The sequence below is a fragment of the Pseudomonas sp. DP-17 genome, assembly GCF_022380625.1.
Taxonomy (GTDB): Bacteria; Pseudomonadota; Gammaproteobacteria; order Pseudomonadales; family Pseudomonadaceae; genus Pseudomonas; species Pseudomonas nitroreducens_A.
Genome location: NZ_JAKSXG010000015.1, coordinates 122,378 through 143,518, shown reverse-complemented (window position 1 = coordinate 143,518; position 21,141 = coordinate 122,378). Strand labels below are relative to the sequence as shown.

The 21,141-nt window shown below is 65.7% G+C and carries 19 protein-coding genes; 9 read left to right on the top strand and 10 right to left on the bottom strand.

Going from position 1 to position 21,141, the window contains the following annotated elements; translation table 11 throughout:
- Positions 1-38: 38 nt before the first annotated feature.
- The 3 genes from MJ122_RS24415 to MJ122_RS24405 all read left to right on the top strand — a co-directional run bounded on the left by MJ122_RS24415 (position 39) and on the right by MJ122_RS24405 (position 1,702).
- Positions 39-782 carry an HAD family phosphatase gene (locus MJ122_RS24415; RefSeq protein ID WP_239746318.1) on the top strand — a complete coding sequence of 248 codons (744 nt, stop codon included), beginning with the start codon at positions 39-41 and terminating at the stop codon, positions 780-782.
- Positions 779-1,360 (top strand): phosphonate degradation HD-domain oxygenase, encoded by a 582-nt coding sequence (locus MJ122_RS24410; protein ID WP_088420868.1) that lies wholly within the window; start codon positions 779-781, stop codon positions 1,358-1,360. Before MJ122_RS24415 ends, MJ122_RS24410 begins: the two co-directional genes overlap by 4 nt.
- Before the next feature lie 78 nt (positions 1,361-1,438).
- Entirely contained in the window at positions 1,439-1,702 is a 264-nt protein-coding gene (locus tag MJ122_RS24405) for a DUF4404 family protein (RefSeq protein ID WP_088420867.1), read from the top strand.
- Between the two features lie 71 nt (positions 1,703-1,773).
- Here MJ122_RS24405 and queF read toward each other — a convergent pair whose 3' ends face one another.
- The 5 genes from queF to MJ122_RS30080 form a co-directional block, all read right to left on the bottom strand.
- Entirely contained in the window at positions 1,774-2,604 is an 831-nt protein-coding gene (queF, locus tag MJ122_RS24400; protein WP_239746317.1) for an NADPH-dependent 7-cyano-7-deazaguanine reductase QueF, read from the bottom strand.
- Positions 2,605-2,819: 215 nt separating this feature from the next.
- The gene (locus MJ122_RS24395) at positions 2,820-3,527 is read right to left on the bottom strand and encodes a copper resistance protein B (protein WP_239746316.1); all 708 of its coding nucleotides are present in this window, start codon (positions 3,525-3,527) and stop codon (positions 2,820-2,822) included.
- Between the two features lie 9 nt (positions 3,528-3,536).
- Positions 3,537-5,216 (bottom strand): copper resistance system multicopper oxidase, encoded by a 1,680-nt coding sequence (locus MJ122_RS24390; RefSeq protein WP_239746315.1) that lies wholly within the window; start codon positions 5,214-5,216, stop codon positions 3,537-3,539.
- Between the two features lie 14 nt (positions 5,217-5,230).
- Entirely contained in the window at positions 5,231-5,782 is a 552-nt protein-coding gene (locus MJ122_RS24385) for a cupredoxin family protein (protein ID WP_088417017.1), read from the bottom strand.
- A gap of 169 nt (positions 5,783-5,951) precedes the next feature.
- Positions 5,952-6,083 (bottom strand): co-regulatory protein PtrA N-terminal domain-containing protein, encoded by a 132-nt coding sequence (locus MJ122_RS30080; RefSeq protein ID WP_275590810.1) that lies wholly within the window; start codon positions 6,081-6,083, stop codon positions 5,952-5,954.
- Positions 6,084-6,209: 126 nt separating this feature from the next.
- Between MJ122_RS30080 and MJ122_RS24380 the strand changes: the two genes are divergently transcribed.
- A complete protein-coding gene (locus tag MJ122_RS24380) occupies positions 6,210-6,890 on the top strand; it encodes a heavy metal response regulator transcription factor (RefSeq protein WP_088417047.1) in 681 nt (226 codons plus the stop codon).
- Positions 6,887-8,203 carry a heavy metal sensor histidine kinase gene (locus MJ122_RS24375; protein ID WP_239746314.1) on the top strand — a complete coding sequence of 439 codons (1,317 nt, stop codon included), beginning with the start codon at positions 6,887-6,889 and terminating at the stop codon, positions 8,201-8,203. The genes MJ122_RS24380 and MJ122_RS24375 overlap by 4 nt, the downstream gene beginning before the upstream one ends.
- Before the next feature lie 198 nt (positions 8,204-8,401).
- Here MJ122_RS24375 and MJ122_RS24370 read toward each other — a convergent pair whose 3' ends face one another.
- The 4 genes from MJ122_RS24370 to MJ122_RS24355 form a co-directional block, all read right to left on the bottom strand.
- Complete coding sequence (locus MJ122_RS24370; RefSeq protein ID WP_017517499.1) at positions 8,402-9,181, bottom strand: ABC transporter permease; 780 nt, start codon at positions 9,179-9,181, stop codon at positions 8,402-8,404.
- Positions 9,178-10,110, bottom strand: a complete 933-nt coding sequence (locus tag MJ122_RS24365) for an ABC transporter ATP-binding protein (protein ID WP_017517498.1) — start codon at positions 10,108-10,110, stop codon at positions 9,178-9,180. The genes MJ122_RS24370 and MJ122_RS24365 overlap by 4 nt, the downstream gene beginning before the upstream one ends.
- 106 nt (positions 10,111-10,216) lie before the next feature.
- Positions 10,217-10,834 carry a glutathione S-transferase gene (locus MJ122_RS24360; protein ID WP_239746313.1) on the bottom strand — a complete coding sequence of 206 codons (618 nt, stop codon included), beginning with the start codon at positions 10,832-10,834 and terminating at the stop codon, positions 10,217-10,219.
- Positions 10,835-11,009: 175 nt separating this feature from the next.
- Positions 11,010-11,669: a transglutaminase family protein gene (locus MJ122_RS24355; RefSeq protein WP_088417014.1), complete on the bottom strand. Its 660-nt coding sequence runs from the start codon at positions 11,667-11,669 to the stop codon at positions 11,010-11,012.
- A gap of 248 nt (positions 11,670-11,917) precedes the next feature.
- On the opposite strand from MJ122_RS24355, the gene MJ122_RS24350 reads away from it, so the two are divergent.
- The 4 genes from MJ122_RS24350 to MJ122_RS24335 all read left to right on the top strand — a co-directional run bounded on the left by MJ122_RS24350 (position 11,918) and on the right by MJ122_RS24335 (position 20,184).
- Positions 11,918-14,353, top strand: coding sequence for an acyl-CoA dehydrogenase (locus tag MJ122_RS24350; protein WP_239746312.1), 2,436 nt, complete (start codon positions 11,918-11,920; stop codon positions 14,351-14,353).
- 117 nt (positions 14,354-14,470) lie between these two features.
- On the top strand, positions 14,471-14,884 hold the full coding sequence (locus tag MJ122_RS24345; RefSeq protein WP_239746311.1) for a PA2816 family glutamine-rich protein: 414 nt from the start codon (positions 14,471-14,473) through the stop codon (positions 14,882-14,884).
- Positions 14,885-14,956: 72 nt separating this feature from the next.
- Positions 14,957-15,367 (top strand): PA2817 family protein, encoded by a 411-nt coding sequence (locus MJ122_RS24340; RefSeq protein WP_017517493.1) that lies wholly within the window; start codon positions 14,957-14,959, stop codon positions 15,365-15,367.
- Between the two features lie 293 nt (positions 15,368-15,660).
- Entirely contained in the window at positions 15,661-20,184 is a 4,524-nt protein-coding gene (locus tag MJ122_RS24335; RefSeq protein ID WP_239746310.1) for a DUF5801 repeats-in-toxin domain-containing protein, read from the top strand.
- 81 nt (positions 20,185-20,265) lie between these two features.
- Here the strand turns inward: MJ122_RS24335 and MJ122_RS24330 are convergent, their stop codons facing one another.
- Complete coding sequence (locus MJ122_RS24330; protein ID WP_088417012.1) at positions 20,266-21,024, bottom strand: response regulator transcription factor; 759 nt, start codon at positions 21,022-21,024, stop codon at positions 20,266-20,268.
- Between the last annotated feature and the right edge of the window lie 117 nt (positions 21,025-21,141).

Here is a 21,141-nt window from a genome sequence, read left to right as displayed (position 1 = left end):
GCTAGCCTGGCCTAGACCAATTATCAGAAAAGCCCACCATGCCTGCGACCGCCGAACTTCCGCGCTTCACTACCCTGCTGTTCGGACTGTCGGGCGACCTGGTGGACTTCGGCGCAAGGACGCTGCCGGTAGCCCTGCAACGCACCTGCCCCGACTGTCCGCCGGAGCGCCTGCTCGAAGCTGCCGCTCTGCCCCCGCATCACGCCCTGGACCTTGCCCTGGGCCGCTGCGCGGAGCCCCAGGAGCGCAACCGTTTTCAGTCCGCACTGGACGACGCCGCCCAGGCCCACGCCGAGGCCACTCCCGGCGCCCTGGACGCCCTGCGGACGCTGCACCAGCGCAGCGTCCCCTGCGCCTGGCTCGATGAACTGCCCAACGCCACTGCGTTGCACCTGGCCACCGCTCTGGAAGACCACCTCGCCACCGGCCTGGGCATCGCCGGCCGCCCCTGGCCCGCGCCGGACTCCTGCTGGCAGGCGCTGATGCAGCTCGACAGCCCGCATCTCGACGGCTGCGTACTGGTCAGCGGCCAGCCGCGCCTGCTCCAGGCGGGCCTCAACGCCGGCCTGTGGACCATCGGCCTGGCCGCCAGCGGCCCGCTTTGCGGCCAGGCGCCGGGAGACTGGGACGCCCTGGGCAATCCCGACCGCGACCGCCTGCGCGCCCAGGCGACTCTGGGCCTGTACCGCCTCGGCGTGCACTCGGTCATCGATCATCTGGGCGAGCTGGAGTCCTGCCTGCAGGACATCGCCGGCCGCCGCCTGAAAGGAGAAAAGCCATGAAGCATGAACGCCACCGCTTCCTCGACGAGCTGGCCGAGCGCTTCGCCAGCCACGGCGCCGAGCCTTACGGCGAAGCCGTCAGCCAGGCCGAACACGCGCTGCAGTGCGCCACCCTGGCCGAGCGGGCCGGGTGTTCCGATAGTCTGGTAATCGCCGCCCTCCTCCACGACATCGGCCACCTCTATGAAGACCCGCAGCTGATCGATGAACAGGACCAGCGCCACGAGGAGTTCGGCGCCAACCTGCTGCGCGAGCTGCTGCCCGAAGCCGTCTGGCAGCCGATACGCCTGCACGTGGCCGCCAAGCGCTACCTCTGCGCCATCGACCCAGCCTACCACGCCGGGCTGTCCTGGGCCTCGCGGCAAAGCCTGGCACTGCAGGGCGGGCCCTTCGACGAGCGTGGCGCCAGTGCCTTCCTCAACGCGCCCTTCTCCCAGGACGCGCTGACCCTGCGCCGGCTGGACGACCTGGGCAAGGACCCGGCCATGCGCACGCCGGAGCTGGAGCACTTCTTCCCGCTACTGGAGCGTCTGCTGCAAATTGATCGGCATCAGGCAAGGGTGCGCGCGGCGAGTTAAGCTCAAGGGCATGGCGATGGACCTTTTACCCGCCGGGCGAGGTCCATCTTTGCGTAAGTACCGCAGAAGGACACCACCATGCCGACACAACGCCTCCAGGAAGAACTCCAGGCCCTGCGCGACCAGCTGGAGCGCCAGCCGCCGCTGGACGCGGAAGAGCGCGAATCGCTGCAAGCCCTGATCAAGGACATCGAGTTGCAGCTGGCCAATGAAGAGGCGCTGGCCGACGAGACCCTGATGGACAACGTGAACCTCGCCGTGGAGCGCTTCGAGGCGAGCCATCCGACGCTGGCCGGCACGCTGCGTTCCATTGTGCAGAGCCTCGCCAACATGGGCATCTAGACCTGCCTGTCATGAAAAAACCCGGCCTTGGCCGGGTTTTTTGTATCTGCGATTTACTGACGCAGTCAGCCTTACTGGCGCACCAGCCGGCGGTTGTCCGGCTGCACCGCTTCGCTGCTGCGGTAGGGGTTGATATCCAGGCCGCCACGGCGCACGTAGCGCGCATAGACGGTCAGGCGGGCAGGCTGCAGCAGGCGTTGCAGGTCGAGGTAGATGCGCTCGACGCACTGCTCGTGGAAGTCCTGGTGCTGGCGGAAGGATACGACGTAGGCCAGCAGGCTTGCGGCATCCAGCGCCGGACCGGTGTAGTCCACGACCAGGGTGCCCCAGTCCGGCTGGCCGGTGACCGGGCAGTTGGATTTGAGCAGGTGGCTGTAGAGCACTTCCTCGACGCGGCGGGTGTCGTCGCAGCGCAGCAGCTCCGGGCGCGGATGGTCGTAACTCTCCACTGCGACGTCCAGGTCGTCGACGCAGGTACCTTCGATGACGGCCACGCCCTCGCCCGCCACCTCGTCCAGACCACGCACGCGCACACCTACCGGCGCGCCAGCGGCGGCGGACAGGTCACGTTCCATCACCGCGCGCACGGCGTCGGCGTTGTCGAAGGCGGTCTGGTTCAGCGAGTTGAGATAGAGCTTGAAGGACTTGGACTCGATGATGTTCGGCGACTGGGCCGGAATCGCGAATTCGCCGATGGCCACCACCGGCTTGCCCGACGCGGTCAGCCAGGACAGTTCGTAGCAGTTCCACAGGTCCACGCCCTGGTATGGGAGGGTCTCAGCGGTCAGGCCCAGCTCCGCCCATTTGGTGGTGCGGGAGATCGGGAACAGCAGCTCCGGCGCATAGGTGGAGACGTATTGGCTGGATTTGCCCAGGGGCGAGTGTTCGGCGGGATGCTGCATGGGAAGACCTGCTGGATCGGCGATGCGGGTGGTAACGCGAGGCGGCGAGTGTATACAAATCCGCCGGCCCTTTCAGCTTCCGGCGGACGAGCCGGATGTTCCGACGTATCCAGCATGCGCCTTTGCAGGATGGGTGGAGCGAAGCGATACCCATCCTGCGTGCGCACCGAATCGATGGGTATCGCTTCGCTCCACGCCATCCTACGTCGGGCCGGTCAGAACCACATTCGCACACCTGTGACCCAATAACCCTGCTCGTCATCCTCACCTTCGGCACGGGCGATATCGCCGCTGCGGCCATAGGTCTTGCTCCAGACGTAGCCGAAGTACGGTGCGAACTCCCGGCGCACTTCGTAGCGCAGGCGCAGGCCCGCCTCCAACTCGCTGCCACCGGCGCCCACGCCAAGATCCCGGTCATCGGCCAGCGCCAGGTTGTATTCCAGCGAGGGTTCTAGGATCAGCCGCTGGGTCAGCAGCAGCTCGTATTCGGTTTCCAGGCGCAGGGACGGGTCGCCGCGCTCGCTGAGGAACAGGTTGGCGTCCACCTCGAACCACTGCGGCGCCAGGCCCTGGATTCCCAGTACCGCGTAGCTGCGCGACGGCCCCGGCTGGTCGTCGTGGCGTACCCCCACCTGCCAGTCCCAGAAGTCGGCGACCATGTGCTGATAGAGCAGTTGCACCTCGTTATCGGTGGTCGGGCCGCCGGCGTCGCGCTCGCCTTCCAGCTTCAGGCGCAGTTTCTGGTAGTCGGTGCCGTACCAGCCCTGGGCTTCCCAACCCAGGGCCTGGTCGTTGCCATGGAAGCGGCTTTCCAGGCGCTGGATCAGCAGCGAGCCCATGGGCATGTCGTCCATCTCGGCACTTTCAGCGGGCAAGGCCAGGCCCAGGGTCGCCGCGCAGGCCACCGTTGCTATGCGTTTCATGGCGGTTCCTCAGAGGCTGGCGCTGGCGGGTGCCGGCTCGACTATGACCTTGCGCATCATGCCGGCGGCCATGTGGTAGATCAGGTGACAGTGGAAGGCCCACTCGCCCAGCGCATCGGCGGGCACGTCGACGTCCAGGGTGCTGCCCGGCGCCACGCTGACCACGTGCTTGAGCGGGTTGAAGCGGCCGTTGCCCTTGTCCAGCTGCATCCACATGCCGTGCAGGTGCATGGGGTGGGTCATCATGGTGTCGTTGACGAAGCGGATGCGCACCCGCTCACCGTAGGTCAGGCGGACAGGCTCGGCCTCGGAGTACTTCTTGCCGTCGATGGACCAGAAGTAGCGCTCCATGTTGCCGGTCAGGCGGAACTCGATGGTGCGGTCCGGCGCGCGGTAATCGGCGTAGGGGCGCATGGCCTTGAGGTCCGCGTAGACCAGCAGGCGATTGCCCGGCTCGGCCGGCTGCGGCGTCAGCCCACTGCCCGGTGCGTAATCGGACTTCGGCGCGGCAGCGCCCATGGCCGAGTGATCCATGCCGGCCATCTGCGAGTGATCCATGCCCGCCATGCTGGAGTGATCCATCCCGCTCATGGCCGAATCCTTCGACTCGCCCATGGCCATGTCGCCATGGTCCATTCCGTCATGACTCATGCCCATGTCGGCCATGCTCAGCAGCGGCCGTTCGCGCAGCGCCGGCACCGCGGCCTGCATCCCGGCGCGCGGAGCCAGGGTGGCGCGGGCGTAGCCGCTGCGGTCCATGGCTTCGGCGAAGAAGGTGTAGGCGCGGTCTTCCTGCGGCTGGACGATCACGTCGTAGGTTTCGGCCACGGCGATGCGCAACTCGTCCACCGTCACCGGCTGCACGTCGTTGCCGTCGGCCTGCACCACGGTCATCTTCAGGCCGGGAATGCGCAGGTCGAAGTAACTCATGCCCGAGCCGTTGATGATGCGCAGGCGCACGCGCTCGCCAGGCTTGAACAGCCCGGTCCAGTTCTGCTCGCTGTCCTGGCCGTTGACCAGGAAACGGAAGCCGGCGATGTCGGCGATGTCCGTCGGCGTCATGCGCATGCCGCCCCAGTCCAGGCGGTCGCGCAGGGTCGCCATGAAGCCATTGGCGCTGGAGTCGGCGATGAAGTCGCCCAGGGTGCGTTGGTTGCGGTTGTAGTAGTCGCTCTGCTTCTTCAGGTTGGCGAACACGGTTTCCGGCCGGGTGTCGTGCCAGTCGGCCAGCAGCAGGGTGTACTCGCGGTCGTAGCGGTACGGCTCGCGCGCCTTCGGCTCGATCACCAGCGGGCCGTAGAGCCCCTCGATCTCCTGGAAGTCGCTGTGGGCGTGGTACCAGTAGGTGCCGGACTGTTTCACGGTGAAGCGGTAGGTGAAGGTTTCGCCAGGCTTGATACCGGGGAAGCTGATGCCCGGCACGCCATCCTGGGTGTAGGGCAGGATCAGCCCGTGCCAGTGCAACGAGGTATCGCGGTCGAGGGTGTTCGTGACGCGCAACTCGACGTCCTCACCCTCCTTGAAGCGCAGCTCCGGCGCGGGCGTGCGGCCATTCACCGTGAGCGCCTTGCGGGCGCCATCGGACAGCTTCAGCTCGCCCTCGCCAATCGTCAGGTCATACACGCCCGCCTGCACCGTCAAGGGTGCCAGCAGCAGTGCCCCCAGGGCCCATTCCCTTGCGCGAATCATCACGGCGCTCCCGCTCAGGGCTTGACGGTCAGTTTGCCGACCATGCCGGCCTGGTAGTGCCCCGGAATGTTGCAGGCGAATTCCAGGCTGGTGGCCTTGCTGAAGGTCCAGGTCAGCTCGGCGGTCTTGCCCGGCTCCACCAGCACGCTGTTGGGGTCGTCGTGCTTCATCATCTGCCCCATGGGCATGTCACCATGGCCCATCTTGCTGTGGTCCATCTTGCTCATGTCGTGCTGCATGCCGGTGGGGGTGAGCATCCCGGAGTCCATCATCTGCTGCATTTCCTTCTGGTGACCGGCGTGCATGGCGGCGCTGCCCAGGTTGAACTCGTGCAGCAGGCTGCCCGTGTTGTGGATGACGAAACGCACGGTCTCGCCCGGCTTCACGTCGATGCTTTCGGGCTCGAAGAACATCTCGCCCAGCTTGACCTCCACAGTGCGTGTGGCCTGGGCAGCCTTGGCCGGCTTGCCGAAGTCGTAGGCGTGACCGGCATCGGCCAGGGCCGGCAGGCTGATGGCGGCGGCTAGGCCGAGGAGGGAGGCTTGGAGCAGGTGACGCAGGGACATGGCGATTCTCCTTCAAGGTCTGTGGCCATGGTCGCTGTCAGCGGCTGAGGGTTAGCTGTCGGGAAGATTACAAGTCTGTCAGCTTGGCGCCCTTGCGCCCGGTGCGGGGTATAAAGAGCGCGAAAAAAGCCCGCCAGAGGGCGGGCAAGGGCAGCACGATGAAGCGGATTCAGCAGGCCTGGCGCACCGTGGCGGCCTGTTCCTGCATGCGCTGGAAGGTGATATCCCCTCCCCCGTCAGCCATGGCCGGCGCGACGGGGAAGAACAGCACGGCAAACAGCGTGGAGATGATCAGGTGCATGGCAGGCTCCTCGAGGGCGCTGGAAAATGAATACGCCGCCAGTCTGCAACGCCGACACTGTCAGTTCGCTGACCGCCCCATTACCCTGATGACAGCCGCGCATCGAGCGCGCCAATGGACACCCGGATGAAACTCCTCATCGTCGAAGACGAACCGCGCATCGGCCAGTACCTGCAGCAGGGCCTGAGCGAGGCCGGCTTCGCCGTCGACCTGACCGCCGACGGCGACGAAGGCCTGCAACTGGCCCTGGCCGGCGAACATGACCTGTTGATTCTCGATGTGATGCTGCCCGGCCGCGATGGCTGGCAGATCCTCCAGGCGGTGCGCCAGGCCGGCAGCGCCGTGCCCGTGCTGTTCCTCACCGCCCGCGATGCCGTGGAAGACCGCGTCCGCGGCCTGGAACTGGGTGCCGACGACTACCTGGTGAAACCCTTCGCCTTCGTCGAGCTGCTGGCCCGGGTGCGCACGTTGTTGCGCCGTGGCGGCCAGCAGCTGCAGGAAACCACCCTGCAGCTGGCTGACCTTGAGCTGGACCTGCTGCGCCGCCGCGTGCAACGCGCCGGCAAGCGCATCGACCTGACCGCCAAGGAGTTCGCCCTGCTGGAACTGCTGCTGCGCCGCAGCGGCGAGGTGCTGCCCAAGTCGCTGATCGCCTCCCAGGTGTGGGACATGAACTTCGACAGCGACACCAACGTCATCGAAGTCGCCATCCGCCGTCTGCGCGCCAAGGTCGACGACGACTTCCCGCAGCGTCTGATACACACCGTGCGCGGCATGGGCTACGTGCTGGAGGAGCGCGAAGCATGAGTGCGCGCCTGTCCCTCGGCCTGCGCCTGAGCCTGCTGTTCGCCGCCTGCACCGCTGCCGTGTCGTTGCTGGCAGGTATCGTGTTCAGCCGCGCCAGCGAGGCGCATTTCATCGAGCTGGACCAGCAGTTGCTCAGCGGCAAGCTGGCCATCTTCCGCGACGTGTTGAACGGTGTTGGCAGCGCCGACCAACTCGCACCGCACCTTGCCGAGCTGCGCCGCGAACTGGAGCGCCACCCCGACCTCGGCCTGCGCCTGCAAGGCCCCGATGGGCAACGCTGGTTCTGGCAATTGCCAACCATGAACATGGCCAGCGACGAGCCCCCGGCCTACCGCGAATTGCGAGCGCCATTGAACGCCGGCCGACCCGATGGTCCGCAGCTCACCCTGATCCTCGACATCACTCATCACCAGCACTTCCTGCAACGCATGCAGCGGCTGATCTGGATGACCATGGGCCTGTCCGCCCTGGCCACCGCCCTGCTCGGTGCCTGGGCCGCACGCGCCAGCCTGCGCCCGTTGCGGCAAATGAGCGAGGTGGCGGCGCAGGTCAGCGCGCACTCCCTGACCACCCGCCTCGACGCCGGACAGATGCCGCAGGAGCTGCGCGGCCTGGCCGGGGAGCTGAACGCCATGCTGGCGCGCCTGGAAGAAGCCTTCCAGCGCCTGTCGGCCTTCTCCGCCGACATCGCCCACGAGCTGCGCACGCCACTCACCGGGCTGCTGACCCAGACCCAGGTGGTGCTCTCGCGCCCGCGCGGACTGGAGGACTACCGCGAGGCGCTGCACGGCAACCTGGAGGAGCTGGAGCGGCTCACCGCGATGGTCAATGACATGCTGTTCCTGGCCAAGGCCGACCATGGCCTGCTCATGCCCAGCAGCCAGCCCCTGGCGCTGGCCGGCGAGGTGGACGAGTTGCTGGAGTTCTACGGGCCTTTGGCCGAGGAAAAATCCATTGCCCTGGAGCGCGACGGCGAGCTCTCGGTACAGGGCGACCGCGCGTTGCTGCGTCGGGTACTGGCCAATCTGCTGGATAACGCCCTGCGCTTCACCCCGGACGGAGGGCAGATTCGCATTCGCCTGGAGCCGGGCCGCCTGAGCGTGGAGAATCCAGGGCGGGAGATTCCCGCCGAACGCCTGCCACGCCTGTTCGACCGCTTCTACCGCGCCGATCCGGCCCGCCGCGAAGGCCAGGGAGAACATGCCGGGCTGGGGTTGGCGATCTGCCGCTCAATCGTCCGCGCCCATGGCGGGGAGATCCGCTGCGAATCGGCGGACGGGTGGACGCGTTTCGTCATCGAATTCGCGCAGTAGCGCTTTTCGCAGGAGCGCAGCTTCTCCGCGAAATCCCGGCGAAGCCAGGACAACGTCAGCCGTTGGTGAGTGCGAGGTCGAGCGGTTCGCGAGCAAGCTCGCTTCCACAGGATCAAAAGCCTAGCCGGCAACGCTCCGAATACATCCGGAAAAGAAAAGGCCCCAATCGGGGCCTTTTTCATCCGCGCGACGCGCCGCTCACTGACGCATGCCGCGGCCGCTCACCAGCAGGCGCACGCAGAAGAAATACAACACCACCGTCGCCACCAGCATGAAGATCACCGCCGTGCCGATGCGGATGTCGGAGACACCGAGAATGCCATAGCGGAAGGCGTTGACCATGTGCAGGATCGGGTTGGCCAGCGACACGGTCTGCCAGAACGGCGGCAGCAGCGTGATGGAGTAGAACACCCCGCCCAGGTAGGTCAGCGGCGTCAGCACGAAGGTCGGGACGATGGAGATATCGTCGAAGTTGCGCGCGAACACGGCGTTGACGAAACCGCCCATGGAGAAGATCCCGGCCGTCAGCACCACTACCAGCACGGTGATGCCCAGGTGGTGGATCTGCAGGTCGGTGAAGAACAGCGACAGCAGGGTGACGATCACACCCACCGCCAGCCCGCGCAGCACGCCGCCGCAGACGAAGCCCAGGAGGATGGTGTGCGGCGAGACCGGCGAGACCAGCAGCTCCTCGATGTTGCGCTGGAACTTGCTGCCGAAGAAGCTCGACACCACGTTGCCGTAGGAGTTGGTGATCACCGACATCATGATAAGCCCCGGGACTATGTACTGCATATAGGTGAAGCCGCCCATGTCCCCGATCTGCCGGCCGATCAGGTTGCCGAAGATGACGAAGTACAGAACCATGGTGATCGCCGGCGGCAGCAGGGTCTGCGGCCAGATGCGCAGGAAGCGGCGGACTTCCCGGTAGACGATGGTGTTGAGGGCGACCCAGTTGGCGCGCAGTTCGTGACTCATACCGCCACCTTCGACAGATTCTTCTCCACCAGCGACACGAACAGCTCCTCCAGGCGGTTGCTCTTGTTGCGCAGGCTCAGCACCTGATGGCCCATGGCGTTGAGCTGGACGAACAGGCCGTTGATGCCCAGCGACTTGTCCACCTGCACCTCCAGGGTGTGGTCGTCAACCAGGCGCACCGGGTAGCCATCCAGCTTCGGCGCCTCGCTCAGGGTGCCCTGCAGGTCCAGGTAGAAGGTCTCCACGTGCAGCTTGCTCAGCAGCTTGCGCATGCTGGTGTTCTCCACGATGGTGCCGTGGTCGATGATTGCGATGTTGCGGCACAGCTGCTCGGCCTCCTCCAGGTAGTGCGTGGTGAGGATGATGCTGATGCCTTCGTCGTTGAGCTCGGTGAGGAAGTTCCACATCGAGCGGCGCAGTTCGATGTCCACACCGGCGGTGGGTTCGTCGAGGATCAACAGGCGCGGCTCGTGCACCAGCGCGCGGGCAATCATCAGGCGGCGCTTCATGCCACCGGAAAGCTCGCGCGAGGCGGAATTGCGCTTGTCCCACAGGCCCAGCTGGGTCAGGTACTTCTCGGCGCGGCCCTTGGCCACGCTCATCGGGATGCCGTAGTAGCCGGCCTGGGTGACGACGATGTCGAACACCTTTTCGAACTGGTTGAAGTTGAATTCCTGGGGCACCACGCCCAGGCAGCGCTTGAGGCCGTACGGGTCCTTGTCCAGGTCATGGCCGAACACGTTGACCGTGCCGCTGGTCTTGTTCACCAGGGTGGAGAGGATGCCGATGGTGGTGGACTTGCCGGCGCCGTTGGGGCCCAGCAAGGCAAAGAAATCGCCCTCGGCGACGTCCAGATCGATACCCTTGAGGGCCTGGAAGCCGTTGCCGTAGGTCTTCGTCAGTTGACGGATGGACAGCGCGGAACTCATGGGTTTTCCCGTTGCAAGTCGGTGGAAAGACGCATGTCTATGGAAAAAGGCCTGCTTGATAAGGGTACGCCGCGAGGATTGCAACCTCCGCGGCGCGCGCAGGCATTCAGGTCAGGTCGGTCATCACCGCGGCACGGTAGGCCGGACGCGCCTTCAGGCGTTCGTACCAGGCCTTGAGTTGCGGCTGTGCCGGGCGCTCGATGGGCATTTCGAACCAAGCATAGATGAAGCAGCCCAGCGGAATGTCGCCGATGCCGAATTGTTCGCCGGTGAGATACGGCTGCTTCGCCAGCGCCGCCTCAGGAACCGCCAGCAGGCCCGCGCAGGTATCGATGGCGGCCTGGATGGCGGCGACGTCGCGCTGCTCCGGCGCCGTGCGCACCGTCCCCCAGAACACGGTACGGAACGGCGTTGCCAGGGACGAGGTGGTCCAGTCCATCCATTTCTCGGCGCTGGCGCGTTGCTGCAGGTCCTGCGGGTAAAGGTCCGGAGCGTAGCGCGCGGCGAGGTAGCGGACGATGGTGTTGGACTCCCAGAGAATGAAACCTTCATCGTCCAGCGTCGGCACCACGCCGTTGGGGTTCAGCGCACGATAAGGCGCGTCGTTGACCACGCCGAACGCGCCGCCGGCATCGATCCGCTCGTAGGCCAGGCCCGCCTCTTCCGCACACCAGAGCGCCTTGCGCACGTTGGAGGAATTCTTCCGGCCCCAGATCTTGAGCATGCTGCGCCTCTCTTGTCGTCGTCATTGGTATCGCGCCCGGCGGACGCGACTTCGGATGACGGCACCCTACCGGCAAAGGCGCGAGGAAAAAAGACTCGCGTACTGATGGTTACTATCGATTACGTTCATGGGCGATTACGTTCATGGGCGATTGCTTTGATGGGAGCAACAGCGTTCATGCGCCGCGCGCTTCTGCACGCATATCGCCGGCGAGCGCAGCGGCGTCGCCGTTGAACAGGTGCCGATAGCACTGTCTGAGGTAACCGAAGAAGAACTCCTCGGGCACATCGGGAAACTGGCCGTGGTCGCGCAGGTACTCCATGTGCCGTTCACCGTCGCGGTTGAAAGCGTGGAAGACACTGTCGTTGCGCCCGTCGAACTCCAGCGGCAGCACGCCGAAGGCTTCGCACAGGCCGATGTCGAAGGCTGGCGTAGCCTTGACCCAGCGGCCTTCGAGGAACAACTCGGTGTAACCGTGCATGGCGAACACCTCGCTGCGCAGCAGTTCCAGCAGGCGCGGCGTGGCCAGGTGGTTCTTCACGTCGGCCAGGCCGATGCGCGCGGGGATGCCGCAATGCCGGGCGCAGGCCGCCAGCAGCGTGGCCTTGGGCACGCAGTAGGACTGCCCGGCCGCTAGCGCATGGCTGGCCTTGAGCGTCTGCGGGTCGGGGCTGAACACGTAGGGGTTGTAGCGAATCCGGTCGCGCACGGCGTAATACAGCGCCACCGCCTGCTCCAGCGGCGTACCGCCGTCACCGCGGTGATTTAGAGCGAACTCGATTACCCCCGGGTGGTCACTATCAACGAACCGGCTGGGCTTGAGGTATTGCTGCATGGCGCTGTCTCCGGGGTTTCATCCTTGATGGCGTCAACAGTCTAACCAGCGGCGTCGCCTGCCCGACAAGGCGATCCGGCCAAGCTGTCCGGCCATGCGGCCATCGGTCCTGTCCGGCCAGCTAAGCTTGCGATGCATGATGGAGTGGGAGCCTGATCGGCGATGCCCACCGCTGTGCCCGCGCACTTTCGTCACCAAGCCCGCCGCGGCCTGCTGTCGCCGGGGTGGACTGTCATGGAGGAATCCGCATGTTGCTCGTCTGGTTACTCGTCCTGATCCTTGGCGTCGCCTGGCTCGCGCACCGCCGCGCCGCGCCCCTGAAGGCACTCGGCATAGTCGCCGTGTACCTCGCACTGATGAGCCTGTTCAGCCACGCCCATGGCTGGATGGTGCTGTTGTGGCTGCTCTGGGCCATGGTCGCAGTAACCCTCCTCGCCACCGACCTGCGCCGCAGCCTGTTCACCTCGCGGCTGTTCGCCTGGTTCAAGAAGACTTTGCCGCCAATGTCCGAGACCGAACGCGAAGCGATCGAGGCCGGCACCGTCTGGTGGGACGGCCAGCTGTTCAGCGGCCGCCCGGACTGGCACACCCTGCTGGCCTATCCCCGCGCGCAGCTGACGGAAGAGGAGCAGGCCTTCGTCGACGGCCCCACCGAGCAGCTCTGCGCAATGATCGACGACTACCAGGTCGGCAAGGACATGGACCTGCCGCCCCAGGCCTGGGCGTTCATCAAGAACCAGGGCTTCTTCGGCCTGATCATCCCGAAGGAATACGGCGGCAAGGGCTTCTCCGCCTTCGCCCACTCGCAGGTGGTGATGAAGCTCGCCACCCGCAGCGGCGACCTCGCCTCCACCGTGATGGTGCCCAACTCCCTCGGCCCGGCCGAACTCCTGCTGCACTACGGCACCGACGCCCAGCGCCAGCGCTACCTGCCGCGCCTGGCCAGCGGCGACGAGATCCCCTGCTTCGCCCTGACCAGCCCGCAGGCCGGCTCCGATGCCGGCGGCATGACCGACGTCGGCGTGGTCTGCAGGGGCCAGTGGGAAGGCGAGGAAGTCATCGGCCTGCGCCTGACCTGGGAGAAGCGCTACATCACCCTCGGCCCGGTGGCCACCCTCCTCGGCCTGGCCTTCAAGTGCCATGACCCGGACCATCTGCTGGGCGAGGAAGAAGACCTGGGCATCACCCTGGCGCTGATCCCCACCGCCACCCCCGGCGTGCAGATCGGCCGTCGCCACTTGCCGCTGGGCGCCGCCTTCATGAACGGCCCCAACTCCGGCAAGGACGTGTTCGTGCCGCTGGACTACATCATCGGTGGCCAGCAAATGATCGGCAAAGGCTGGATGATGCTGATGAACTGCCTGTCGGTGGGCCGCTCGATCTCGCTGCCGGCGGTGGGCACCAGCGCCGCCAAGGCCGGCAGCTATGTCAGCGGCCGCTACGCCCAGGTGCGCGAGCAGTTCAACGTGCCGCTGTCGGCCTTCGAAGGTATCCAGGAAGCCCTCGCCCGCATCGGCGGCAACGCCTGGATGATGGACAGCGCGCGCATCCTCACCGCCAACGCGGTGGACCTGGGCGAAAAGCCCTCGGTGCTGTCGGCCATCCTCAAGTACCACCTCACCGAACGCGGCCGCGAGTGCATCGCCCACGCCATGGATATCCACGGCGGCAAGGGCATCATCCTCGGGCCCAACAACTACCTGGGCCGTTCCTGGCAGGCCGCGCCGATCTTCATCACCGTCGAGGGCGCCAACATACTCTCGCGCAACCTGATGATCTTCGGCCAGGGCGCCATCCGCTGCCATCCGTATGTGCTCAAGGAGATGGAACTGGCCCGCCGCGAGGATCAGGACCAGGCCGAGCGCGAGTTCGACGAACTGCTGCTGAGCCACATCGGCTTCGCCGTCAGCAACGCCGCCAGCAGCCTGCTGCTGGGCCTGGGCTTCGGCAGCTTCGACCAGGTGCCGGGCGACCGCGTCAGCCGCCCGTACTACCGTGCGCTGAACCGCCTCGCCGCATCTTTCGCACTGCTCGCCGATTTCAGCATGATGATGCTCGGCGGCGAGCTGAAGCGCCGCGAGCGCCTCTCCGCGCGCCTGGGCGATGCGCTGAGCCACCTCTACCTGGGCTCCGCCGCACTCAAGCGCTACCACGACCTGGACAACCCGGACTACCTGCATCCGCTGCTGCACTGGGCCATGGAGGAAAACCTCGAGAAAGCCGAAGCCGCGCTGGCCGACCTGATCGACAACTTCCCCAACCGTGCCTTCGGCTGCCTGCTGCGCGTGCTGGTGCTGCCGCTGGGTCGTCGCCACCGTGGCCCGAGCGATGCGCTGGATGCGCAGATCGCCGACATCCTCGGCCGCCCGCTGAGCGACCCGGCGTTGCAGGCGATCCTCGCCGGCGCGCACTTGCCCACTGGCGCAGACGATCCCGTCGCCAAGCTCACCTTCGCCTACGACCAACTCGCCGCCGCCGCGCCTCTGCAGAAGAAACTGCACAAGGCGCTCAAGGAGCATGGCGTCACTCCCAAGCCGGGGCAGTCGCCCATTGACGCTGCGCGTGACGCAGGCGTGCTGGAGGACGCGGAAGCGGAAACCCTGCACGCCGCCGAAAGCGCCCGCCGCGCGGTGATCGACGTGGATGATTTCTCCAAGGAAGAACTGGCCGGCAAGGCCGAGTGACTGCGGTTTTCACGCACGGGGCGCCTTCGGGCGCCTCTTTTTTTCTCCGACGCACAGCAATGCCGATCCGGACTATCGGGTGCACACTCAAGGCACACCCTTTATGGAGAACCGCAGATGCGTCGATCCCTCCTCTTGCTGCTCGTGCTGCTGGCCGGCAGCGCCCAGGCCGACCCCTGGCTCTACCCCAGCCGGCCACGCCCGGCGCCAGCGCCGAGCCCGGTCATCGACCCTGTCCAGCAACAGCAGGACAGTCTGCGCCGCCAGCAACAGTGGCGACAGAACCAGCTGGACAGCCAGCGCCTGAATTACGAAGACCAGCGCCTGCAGCGGCAGCAGCAGGACCTGCAGCGCCAGCAGGATAATCAGCAGCGCTGGAACGAACAGCGCCGGCAGAGCGACCAGATGATCCAGCGGCAGAAGAACGACCTGCAGCAACAGCAGTTGCAACAGCAGCAGCGCATCCTCGACCAGCAGCGCCAGCAGATCGACAACCAGCGCCGGCAGATCCAGATGCGCCCGCTCCGTTGATCGTCCCGGCGGCAGCGGCGGCGAAACCCGATATACTCCCCGGCCGTTTGTACACAGCTCCAGAGGACTCCCATGGCCAGCGCCTATCTCGACCACCACATCGCCCTGCTCAACCACCTGCGCATGATCCTTGGCGCCCTGGGCGAAGCCGAGCAGGTTCCCGAGGACAACCACGGCCTGTTCCTCGAGCGCTTCGACGAGTTGCTGGTGGAACTGCCGCGCGACCCGGAAGGCGCCCAATATCTGGGCCAGGACCTGATCAGTCAGATTTTCCACCGCTATCCGCAGATCGCCCACCTGATCCCGCGCGACCTGCTGTGGTTCTTCGGCGGCGACTGCCTGCACTACATGCCCGACGAAGAACTGCAGATGTACCAGCAGCTCGACGAGCGTCGCTTCGAGGCCGAAGAAAACGGCGAGCCCTTCGACTGGAACCGTGAAAAGCAACTGCTTGCCTTGCCGGAAGACACAGCGAAGCACTGAGCCTCGAGCAGAACCAGAGAAGCCCGCATGATGCGGGCTTTTTCGTGGGCAATCGCCAGCTGTTTACCCACGACCCGTCGAAAAACGACGCTTCTGCCTCTCGTCGGCAAGCGCAGCGCTGCAACCACCCAGCGCCTGCGCTGCCCTGCCTGCCTAGTCCGAAACTCCCATCCCGCCTGGGAGTATCGGCCGATGCGCATTCCCCGGTGCGTCCCCATAGTCGTGGCATGTAGCAGTAAAAGGCCAGCAGTCGAGGTCTGGCCACCACGCATGGAAATGCTCGGGAGAACATCATGACCATCCATAAGAAGATTGCGTCGCCAACGCGCCCCACCGCAGATGACAGCACCGCTCCTTCCGTGACCACCGACCAGAACGATTACGCCCCCGGCAGTACCGCCATCATTACCGCCAGCGGCTTCACCGCCGGCAGCACCGTGAAGATCGAGGTGGACCACGCCACCAGCCCGGGCGCCGACGGCGTCTGGGGCACGCCGGACGACGTGCTCAACACCAGCGCCGGTGCCGGCCACGACCCCTGGTACGTGACCGACGGCGGCGCCGGCGACCTGGACGGCCTGGTCAACGGCAGCGTGACCACGTCCTGGTACGTCGACCCGGATGACTCCGCCGGGGCACGCTTCCTGCTCTCCGCTTCCAGTGACGGCGCCACGGCGACCGCCACCTTTACTGACGCCGGCCCCATCGTATCGGCCACCGGCGTGACCGTCTCGCTGGACGAAACCACCGGCCTGCAGAACGCCACGGCAACCCCAAGCCCGGCGGGCGACGCCGATGACAACGACATCCTCCTCGCCTCCCTGCCCGCCGCCTTCACTGCCCGCCTGACAGCCCTGGGTGCCGGCACTGCGTCGGGCGCCGCCCTGAGCGGCTATACCGGTGCAGCCGGAAATACCGGCAGCAACGCCTTCACCATCAGCGCCGCTCCCGGTGGCGCAATCACCGACATCCTCTTCACCGGCAGCGGCGGCGCGCCGCTCAATGGCCTGGACAGCGGCCTGGACACCCTCGCCGGGGTGGACATCCTTCTCTACACCGACACCACCAACAACAACGTCCTGCTCGGGCGCGCCGGCGGCGCCAACGGCACCATCGTGTTCGCGGCCTACATCGAGGAAACCGGCTCGCCGGTCAGCGGCGGCAAGATCTGGACCGTGGAATACCAGCCACTCAAGCACCCTGACGGCACCAATGCCGATGATGCCCTCAACCTCCTGAACAAGGTCTACATCGGCACCAGCCAGGACCTGACCTTCAGCCTCGCCGACGCCCCCTCCGGGCAGAACCTGTTCCTGATGTTCACCACGGCGACCCCGACCACGGTGAATGACAACGGGGTCATACGCATCACCGACCCGACCATCATCGCCACCGGCAAGGACCCGGCCAACCAGTCCACCGGCGCCAACATCACCACCGGCGACACCATCAACACCAGCCAGGCCGGCGGCCCGACCACCTTCGGCACCAACAACCAGATGATCGTCGAGCAGGAAGGCATCCGCTTCACCTTCGTCACCGGTGCCCGGCAGGACATGACCATCCCCAACCTGGACCAGAACGAGGCCGATGTCGAAGCCAACATCGACTTCACCCAGATGTTCAACGCCAAGACCGCCAGCTTCGACGTCGTGCAGTTGCAGAGCGGCAAGAGCGCCATCGTCAAGATCAGCGCGTTCAGCACCGCCGCCGAGGCGGGCAACGCCTTCATCGACGGCTATGCCGGTGACACCACGGTCGCTATCACCAACGTCCGCGTTCTGAACAGTACTACCGGCGCGGTGCTGGAGAATTCCAACGGCTCGGTGAACGACCCGGGCATCGTCATCACCATCACTGGCGGCGTGGCAACCATCACCGGCGTGCTGGCCGGATACAAGATCGAGTACACCACCACGGCGGATCACAACCGCGTGCTCATCGAGAACGGCGCGGCGGTCGATGCCAAAGGCAATGACCACGCCGACTTCGACATCGGCGGCTTCAAGTTGCTGCAGGTGTCCACCGCCACCGTCGAAATCGGCTCGAAGATGATCTTCGAGGATGACGGCCCGAGCATCAGCACCACCGGTACCGAACCCACGCTGACGGTGGACGAATCCGCCCTCGCCACCGATGCCTCGCAGAGCTTCGCCGCGAACTTCAGCTCGGCGTTCGGTGCCGATGGCGCGGGCACCCTGACCTATGCGCTGAGCGTGATCGCCGGCGCCTCCGGGCTGGTGGACACAGCCACCGGCCAAGCCGTGAACCTGTCCATGAATGGCGCGGTGGTCGAAGGCCGCACGGCCTCCAGCAGCGACCTGGTGTTCACCGTCAGCGTGGCTGCCAACGGCGACGTCACCCTGGACCAGCAGCGCGCCATCGTGCATGCAGACACCAGCAATCCGGACGACTCCACGACCCTCACCTCTGACGATCTGGTGAAACTCACCGCGACCAAGACCGACGGCGACGGCGACAGCGCCCAGGCCACGCTGAACATCGGCCAGAACCTGATCTTCAAGGACGACGGACCGACCGTCGGTACCACCGGCACCGAGCCAACCCTGACGGTGGACGAAAGCGACCTCATCACCAACGCGTCGCAGAGCTTTGCCGCCAACTTCAGTCCCAGCTATGGCGCCGACGGAGCCGGCGCGAACCCAGTGAGCTATGCCCTGGGCGTAGTCGCCGGTGCCTCCGGGCTGACCGATACGGCTACCGGCGAAGCGGTCAACCTGTCGATCGTCGGCGGCGTCGTGCAGGGCCGCACCGCTACGACCGACCTCCTGGTATTCAGCGTCAGTGTCGACGCCACGGGTAACGTCACACTCGATCAGGTCCGCGCCATTGTCCACGACGACGCCACCAATCCCGATGACTCCCGCAGCCTGTTGGCGGACTCGCTGGTCACCCTGACGGCCACCGTCACCGACAAGGATGGCGACAGCACCCAGGCCACGCTGAACATCGGCCAGAACCTGATCTTCAAGGATGACGGGCCGACCATCGGCACCACCGGTACCGAGCCGACCCTCACGGTGGACGAGAGCGACTTCAGCACCAACGCCACGCAGAACTTCGCCGCCAACTTCAGTCCCAGCTATGGCGCCGACGGGGCCGGCGCGACCCCGGTGAGCTATGCCCTGAGCGTCATCGCCGGCGCCTCCGGGCTGATCGACACTGCCACCGGCCAGGCGGTCAACCTGTCGCTCAACAACGGCGTGGTGGAAGGTCGCACGGCGATCAGCAACGCACTGGTCTTCACCGTCAGCGCGGCCAGTAACGGTGACGTCACGCTCGACCAGCTGCGCGCCGTGGTCCACGAGAATGTCACCGACCCCAACGACAGCAGAACCCTCAGCGCGGACAACCTGGTGAAACTCGTTGCAACCGCGACCGACAAGGATGGCGACACAGCCCAGGCGACCCTGAACATCGGACAGAACCTGATGTTCTACGACGACGGCCCGTCGCTGGCCTTCGGCAACATCGTCGGCACCGGCAGCACCCTGGCGCAGACCGGGTACTGGGACCATTCCTTCGGCGCCGACGGCAGCAGCACAGCGGGCCTGGATATTGCCCTGGCGAACGGGCAGTTCACCCTGGTACGACCCAACGGCACGACCACCACCGGGACCGGTACGCTCACCGAAACGTCGCCGTCGCCGGATATCAATGGTGCGTACCACTTCGCGGGCACCCTCACCGGGGACTTCGACAACAACGCCAGCACTGCCAACACCAGCGTCGACTACACGCTGACGGCGCTGGCCGACGGCACCTACACCCTGGACCTGGTGCAGGGCTTCAGTTCGACGCTGGTGCTGAGCACCGCCAACGGCTCCCTCGGAGCCGGCGGCCCGGACCCGGTCCAGACGTTGACCATCGGCACTGACGCCGTCGTCTTCTTCGCCGCCAAGGCACTGGCGCCGCAGACGGGCGCGAACAGCATCCTGACCGGTATAGGACAGGGCGCAACCGATCCGACCGAGGCGCAGTTGCAGACCAACCCGCTACCGTCGTACATCGACGACCAGAAGGCCCTCAACGTCAGTACCTCCGGCATCGGCGTGAAGAACAACGTCCTGCAGGGCAGCGGCGCCGGCATCACCGCCGGTGACGACAGCTTCGTGGCCAACCCGCAGACGCTGCTGACCTCGGTGAAGGTGTTCATCGACAACTCGGTGGGCGGCTACGACCCAGCCTCGGAATCGCTGTACTACGTCGCCTACTACGACGACGGCACGACGTCCGGTGCACCGATCAAGGTGTTGGCGGGCAACCTGCAGAACGAGGCCGGCGGACAAAAATCCTTCACCGTGCAGACCGTCGCCGGCAAGATGATCGATGCCATCCAGCTGACCATGGCCGAGGGCATGATCAAGATCCCGACCATCCAGTTCATCCGGCAGGTCGAGAATCTGGCCAGCGACGTCAAGCTGTCGTTCAACGCCACGGTGACCGACGGCGATGGCGACACCGCGACCAGCGCCTTCACCGCCAACCTGTTCGCCAACAAGGCCGCCGGCGGGACCTTTGACTACGTACTGGCAGGCGTGACCGGCACCCGCGAGGCCTTCAACGTCGACCTGGCACGCACCGAGAACAAGTACCAGGTCACCGGTTTCGACACTGCGGGCCAGCGTGACAAGCTGGTCCTCAATGGTGATGCCACGTCGACCGTGCAGAACATCGACAACAACGGCGCCGACAGCATCGTGAGCATCCAGGAGTCCGGCGGGCAGATCACCACCATCACAGTGGTGGGGGTCGACATCCTCAACACCGACATCGTGCATGGCAGCGCAACCTAGTTCGCACGCGGGAACGAAGCGGGGGTGGCCTGGATGCCACCCCCCTTCATTTTTACCGTCAATCGGGCGCGGCAACGGCGCTCAATTGTTGCGCAACGACGAACCATTGCCCTGATGCGCGGAGCGGTCCATCTCAACCCACGCAGACTCCGGCGGCTCTTCGCTGCCAGCCAGTCCATGCTTCAACGCATACATCAGCAGGTCCATGCGGTTGATCAGGTTGAGCTTCTGGTAGATGTTGCTCAGGTGGTTGTGCACCGTGTGTTCGCTGATGCCCAGGCGCTCGGCGATGCTCATGTACTTGGCCGACGGGTCTTCGACTATGGCGCTGATCAGCTCCCTTTCGCGCACCGTCAGCCGGGCGTGCTTGGCCTGCTCGTGGTTGCACCTGAGCGGCACGTGCCCACTGGCCGCGTAGCCGGAAAGCCCGCCCGCCCAGGCGCGATCCAGTGCGATATCGCGATGATGGACGTTGACGATGGCCTGGATGATCGATTCGGTCGGATCTTCCGCCAGCACGATGCCCCGCGCGCCCGCCTCTATCGCCTGGGCGGCCGGAACCGCCTCGTACAGCCCCTTGAGCAGCAGCACTTTCATTTGCGCGCTGCGCGTCAGTTCGGTGACCACTTCGAGCGGGTTCAGGGCGTCCGGGAAGAAGCTGAAGAAGATCACATCGGGGCGCTGCTGGTCGGCGAGGTCCAGCGCATAGGTGTAGGTCGTGGCCTGGCCGCTGACCTCCATTCGCGGCCGTCTGGCATTGATCAGATCGTGAAGGCCGATCAGCACGAGCGGGCGGCAATCGACCAGCATCACCCGTATCGTTTTTCTGTGGTCAGACATGGCTTTCTGACCCCCTCTGCAAAGGGCTTCGCGTGCGCCCTTCCAGTGGTGCTCTGCATACCGGGCAAGAGCAGTTGGAAGTGCGCCGGAAGCGGTAACGGATGCTTGCGGCGCCAG

Excerpts from the sequence above, each read along its gene's own strand:
- MJ122_RS24415 (WP_239746318.1), top strand. The coding sequence starts at position 39 with ATGCCTGCGACCGCCGAACTTCCGCGCTTCACTACCCTGCTGTTCGGA.
- MJ122_RS24410 (WP_088420868.1), top strand. The coding sequence starts at position 779 with ATGAAGCATGAACGCCACCGCTTCCTCGACGAGCTGGCCGAGCGCTTC.
- MJ122_RS24405 (WP_088420867.1), top strand. The coding sequence starts at position 1,439 with ATGCCGACACAACGCCTCCAGGAAGAACTCCAGGCCCTGCGCGACCAG.
- queF (WP_239746317.1), bottom strand. The coding sequence starts at position 2,604 with ATGCAGCATCCCGCCGAACACTCGCCCCTGGGCAAATCCAGCCAATAC.
- MJ122_RS24395 (WP_239746316.1), bottom strand. The coding sequence starts at position 3,527 with ATGAAACGCATAGCAACGGTGGCCTGCGCGGCGACCCTGGGCCTGGCC.
- MJ122_RS24390 (WP_239746315.1), bottom strand. The coding sequence starts at position 5,216 with ATGATTCGCGCAAGGGAATGGGCCCTGGGGGCACTGCTGCTGGCACCC.
- MJ122_RS24385 (WP_088417017.1), bottom strand. The coding sequence starts at position 5,782 with ATGTCCCTGCGTCACCTGCTCCAAGCCTCCCTCCTCGGCCTAGCCGCC.
- MJ122_RS30080 (WP_275590810.1), bottom strand. The coding sequence starts at position 6,083 with ATGCACCTGATCATCTCCACGCTGTTTGCCGTGCTGTTCTTCCCCGTC.
- MJ122_RS24380 (WP_088417047.1), top strand. The coding sequence starts at position 6,210 with ATGAAACTCCTCATCGTCGAAGACGAACCGCGCATCGGCCAGTACCTG.
- MJ122_RS24375 (WP_239746314.1), top strand. The coding sequence starts at position 6,887 with ATGAGTGCGCGCCTGTCCCTCGGCCTGCGCCTGAGCCTGCTGTTCGCC.
- MJ122_RS24370 (WP_017517499.1), bottom strand. The coding sequence starts at position 9,181 with ATGAGTCACGAACTGCGCGCCAACTGGGTCGCCCTCAACACCATCGTC.
- MJ122_RS24365 (WP_017517498.1), bottom strand. The coding sequence starts at position 10,110 with ATGAGTTCCGCGCTGTCCATCCGTCAACTGACGAAGACCTACGGCAAC.
- MJ122_RS24360 (WP_239746313.1), bottom strand. The coding sequence starts at position 10,834 with ATGCTCAAGATCTGGGGCCGGAAGAATTCCTCCAACGTGCGCAAGGCG.
- MJ122_RS24355 (WP_088417014.1), bottom strand. The coding sequence starts at position 11,669 with ATGCAGCAATACCTCAAGCCCAGCCGGTTCGTTGATAGTGACCACCCG.
- MJ122_RS24350 (WP_239746312.1), top strand. The coding sequence starts at position 11,918 with ATGTTGCTCGTCTGGTTACTCGTCCTGATCCTTGGCGTCGCCTGGCTC.
- MJ122_RS24345 (WP_239746311.1), top strand. The coding sequence starts at position 14,471 with ATGCGTCGATCCCTCCTCTTGCTGCTCGTGCTGCTGGCCGGCAGCGCC.
- MJ122_RS24340 (WP_017517493.1), top strand. The coding sequence starts at position 14,957 with ATGGCCAGCGCCTATCTCGACCACCACATCGCCCTGCTCAACCACCTG.
- MJ122_RS24335 (WP_239746310.1), top strand. The coding sequence starts at position 15,661 with ATGACCATCCATAAGAAGATTGCGTCGCCAACGCGCCCCACCGCAGAT.
- MJ122_RS24330 (WP_088417012.1), bottom strand. The coding sequence starts at position 21,024 with ATGTCTGACCACAGAAAAACGATACGGGTGATGCTGGTCGATTGCCGC.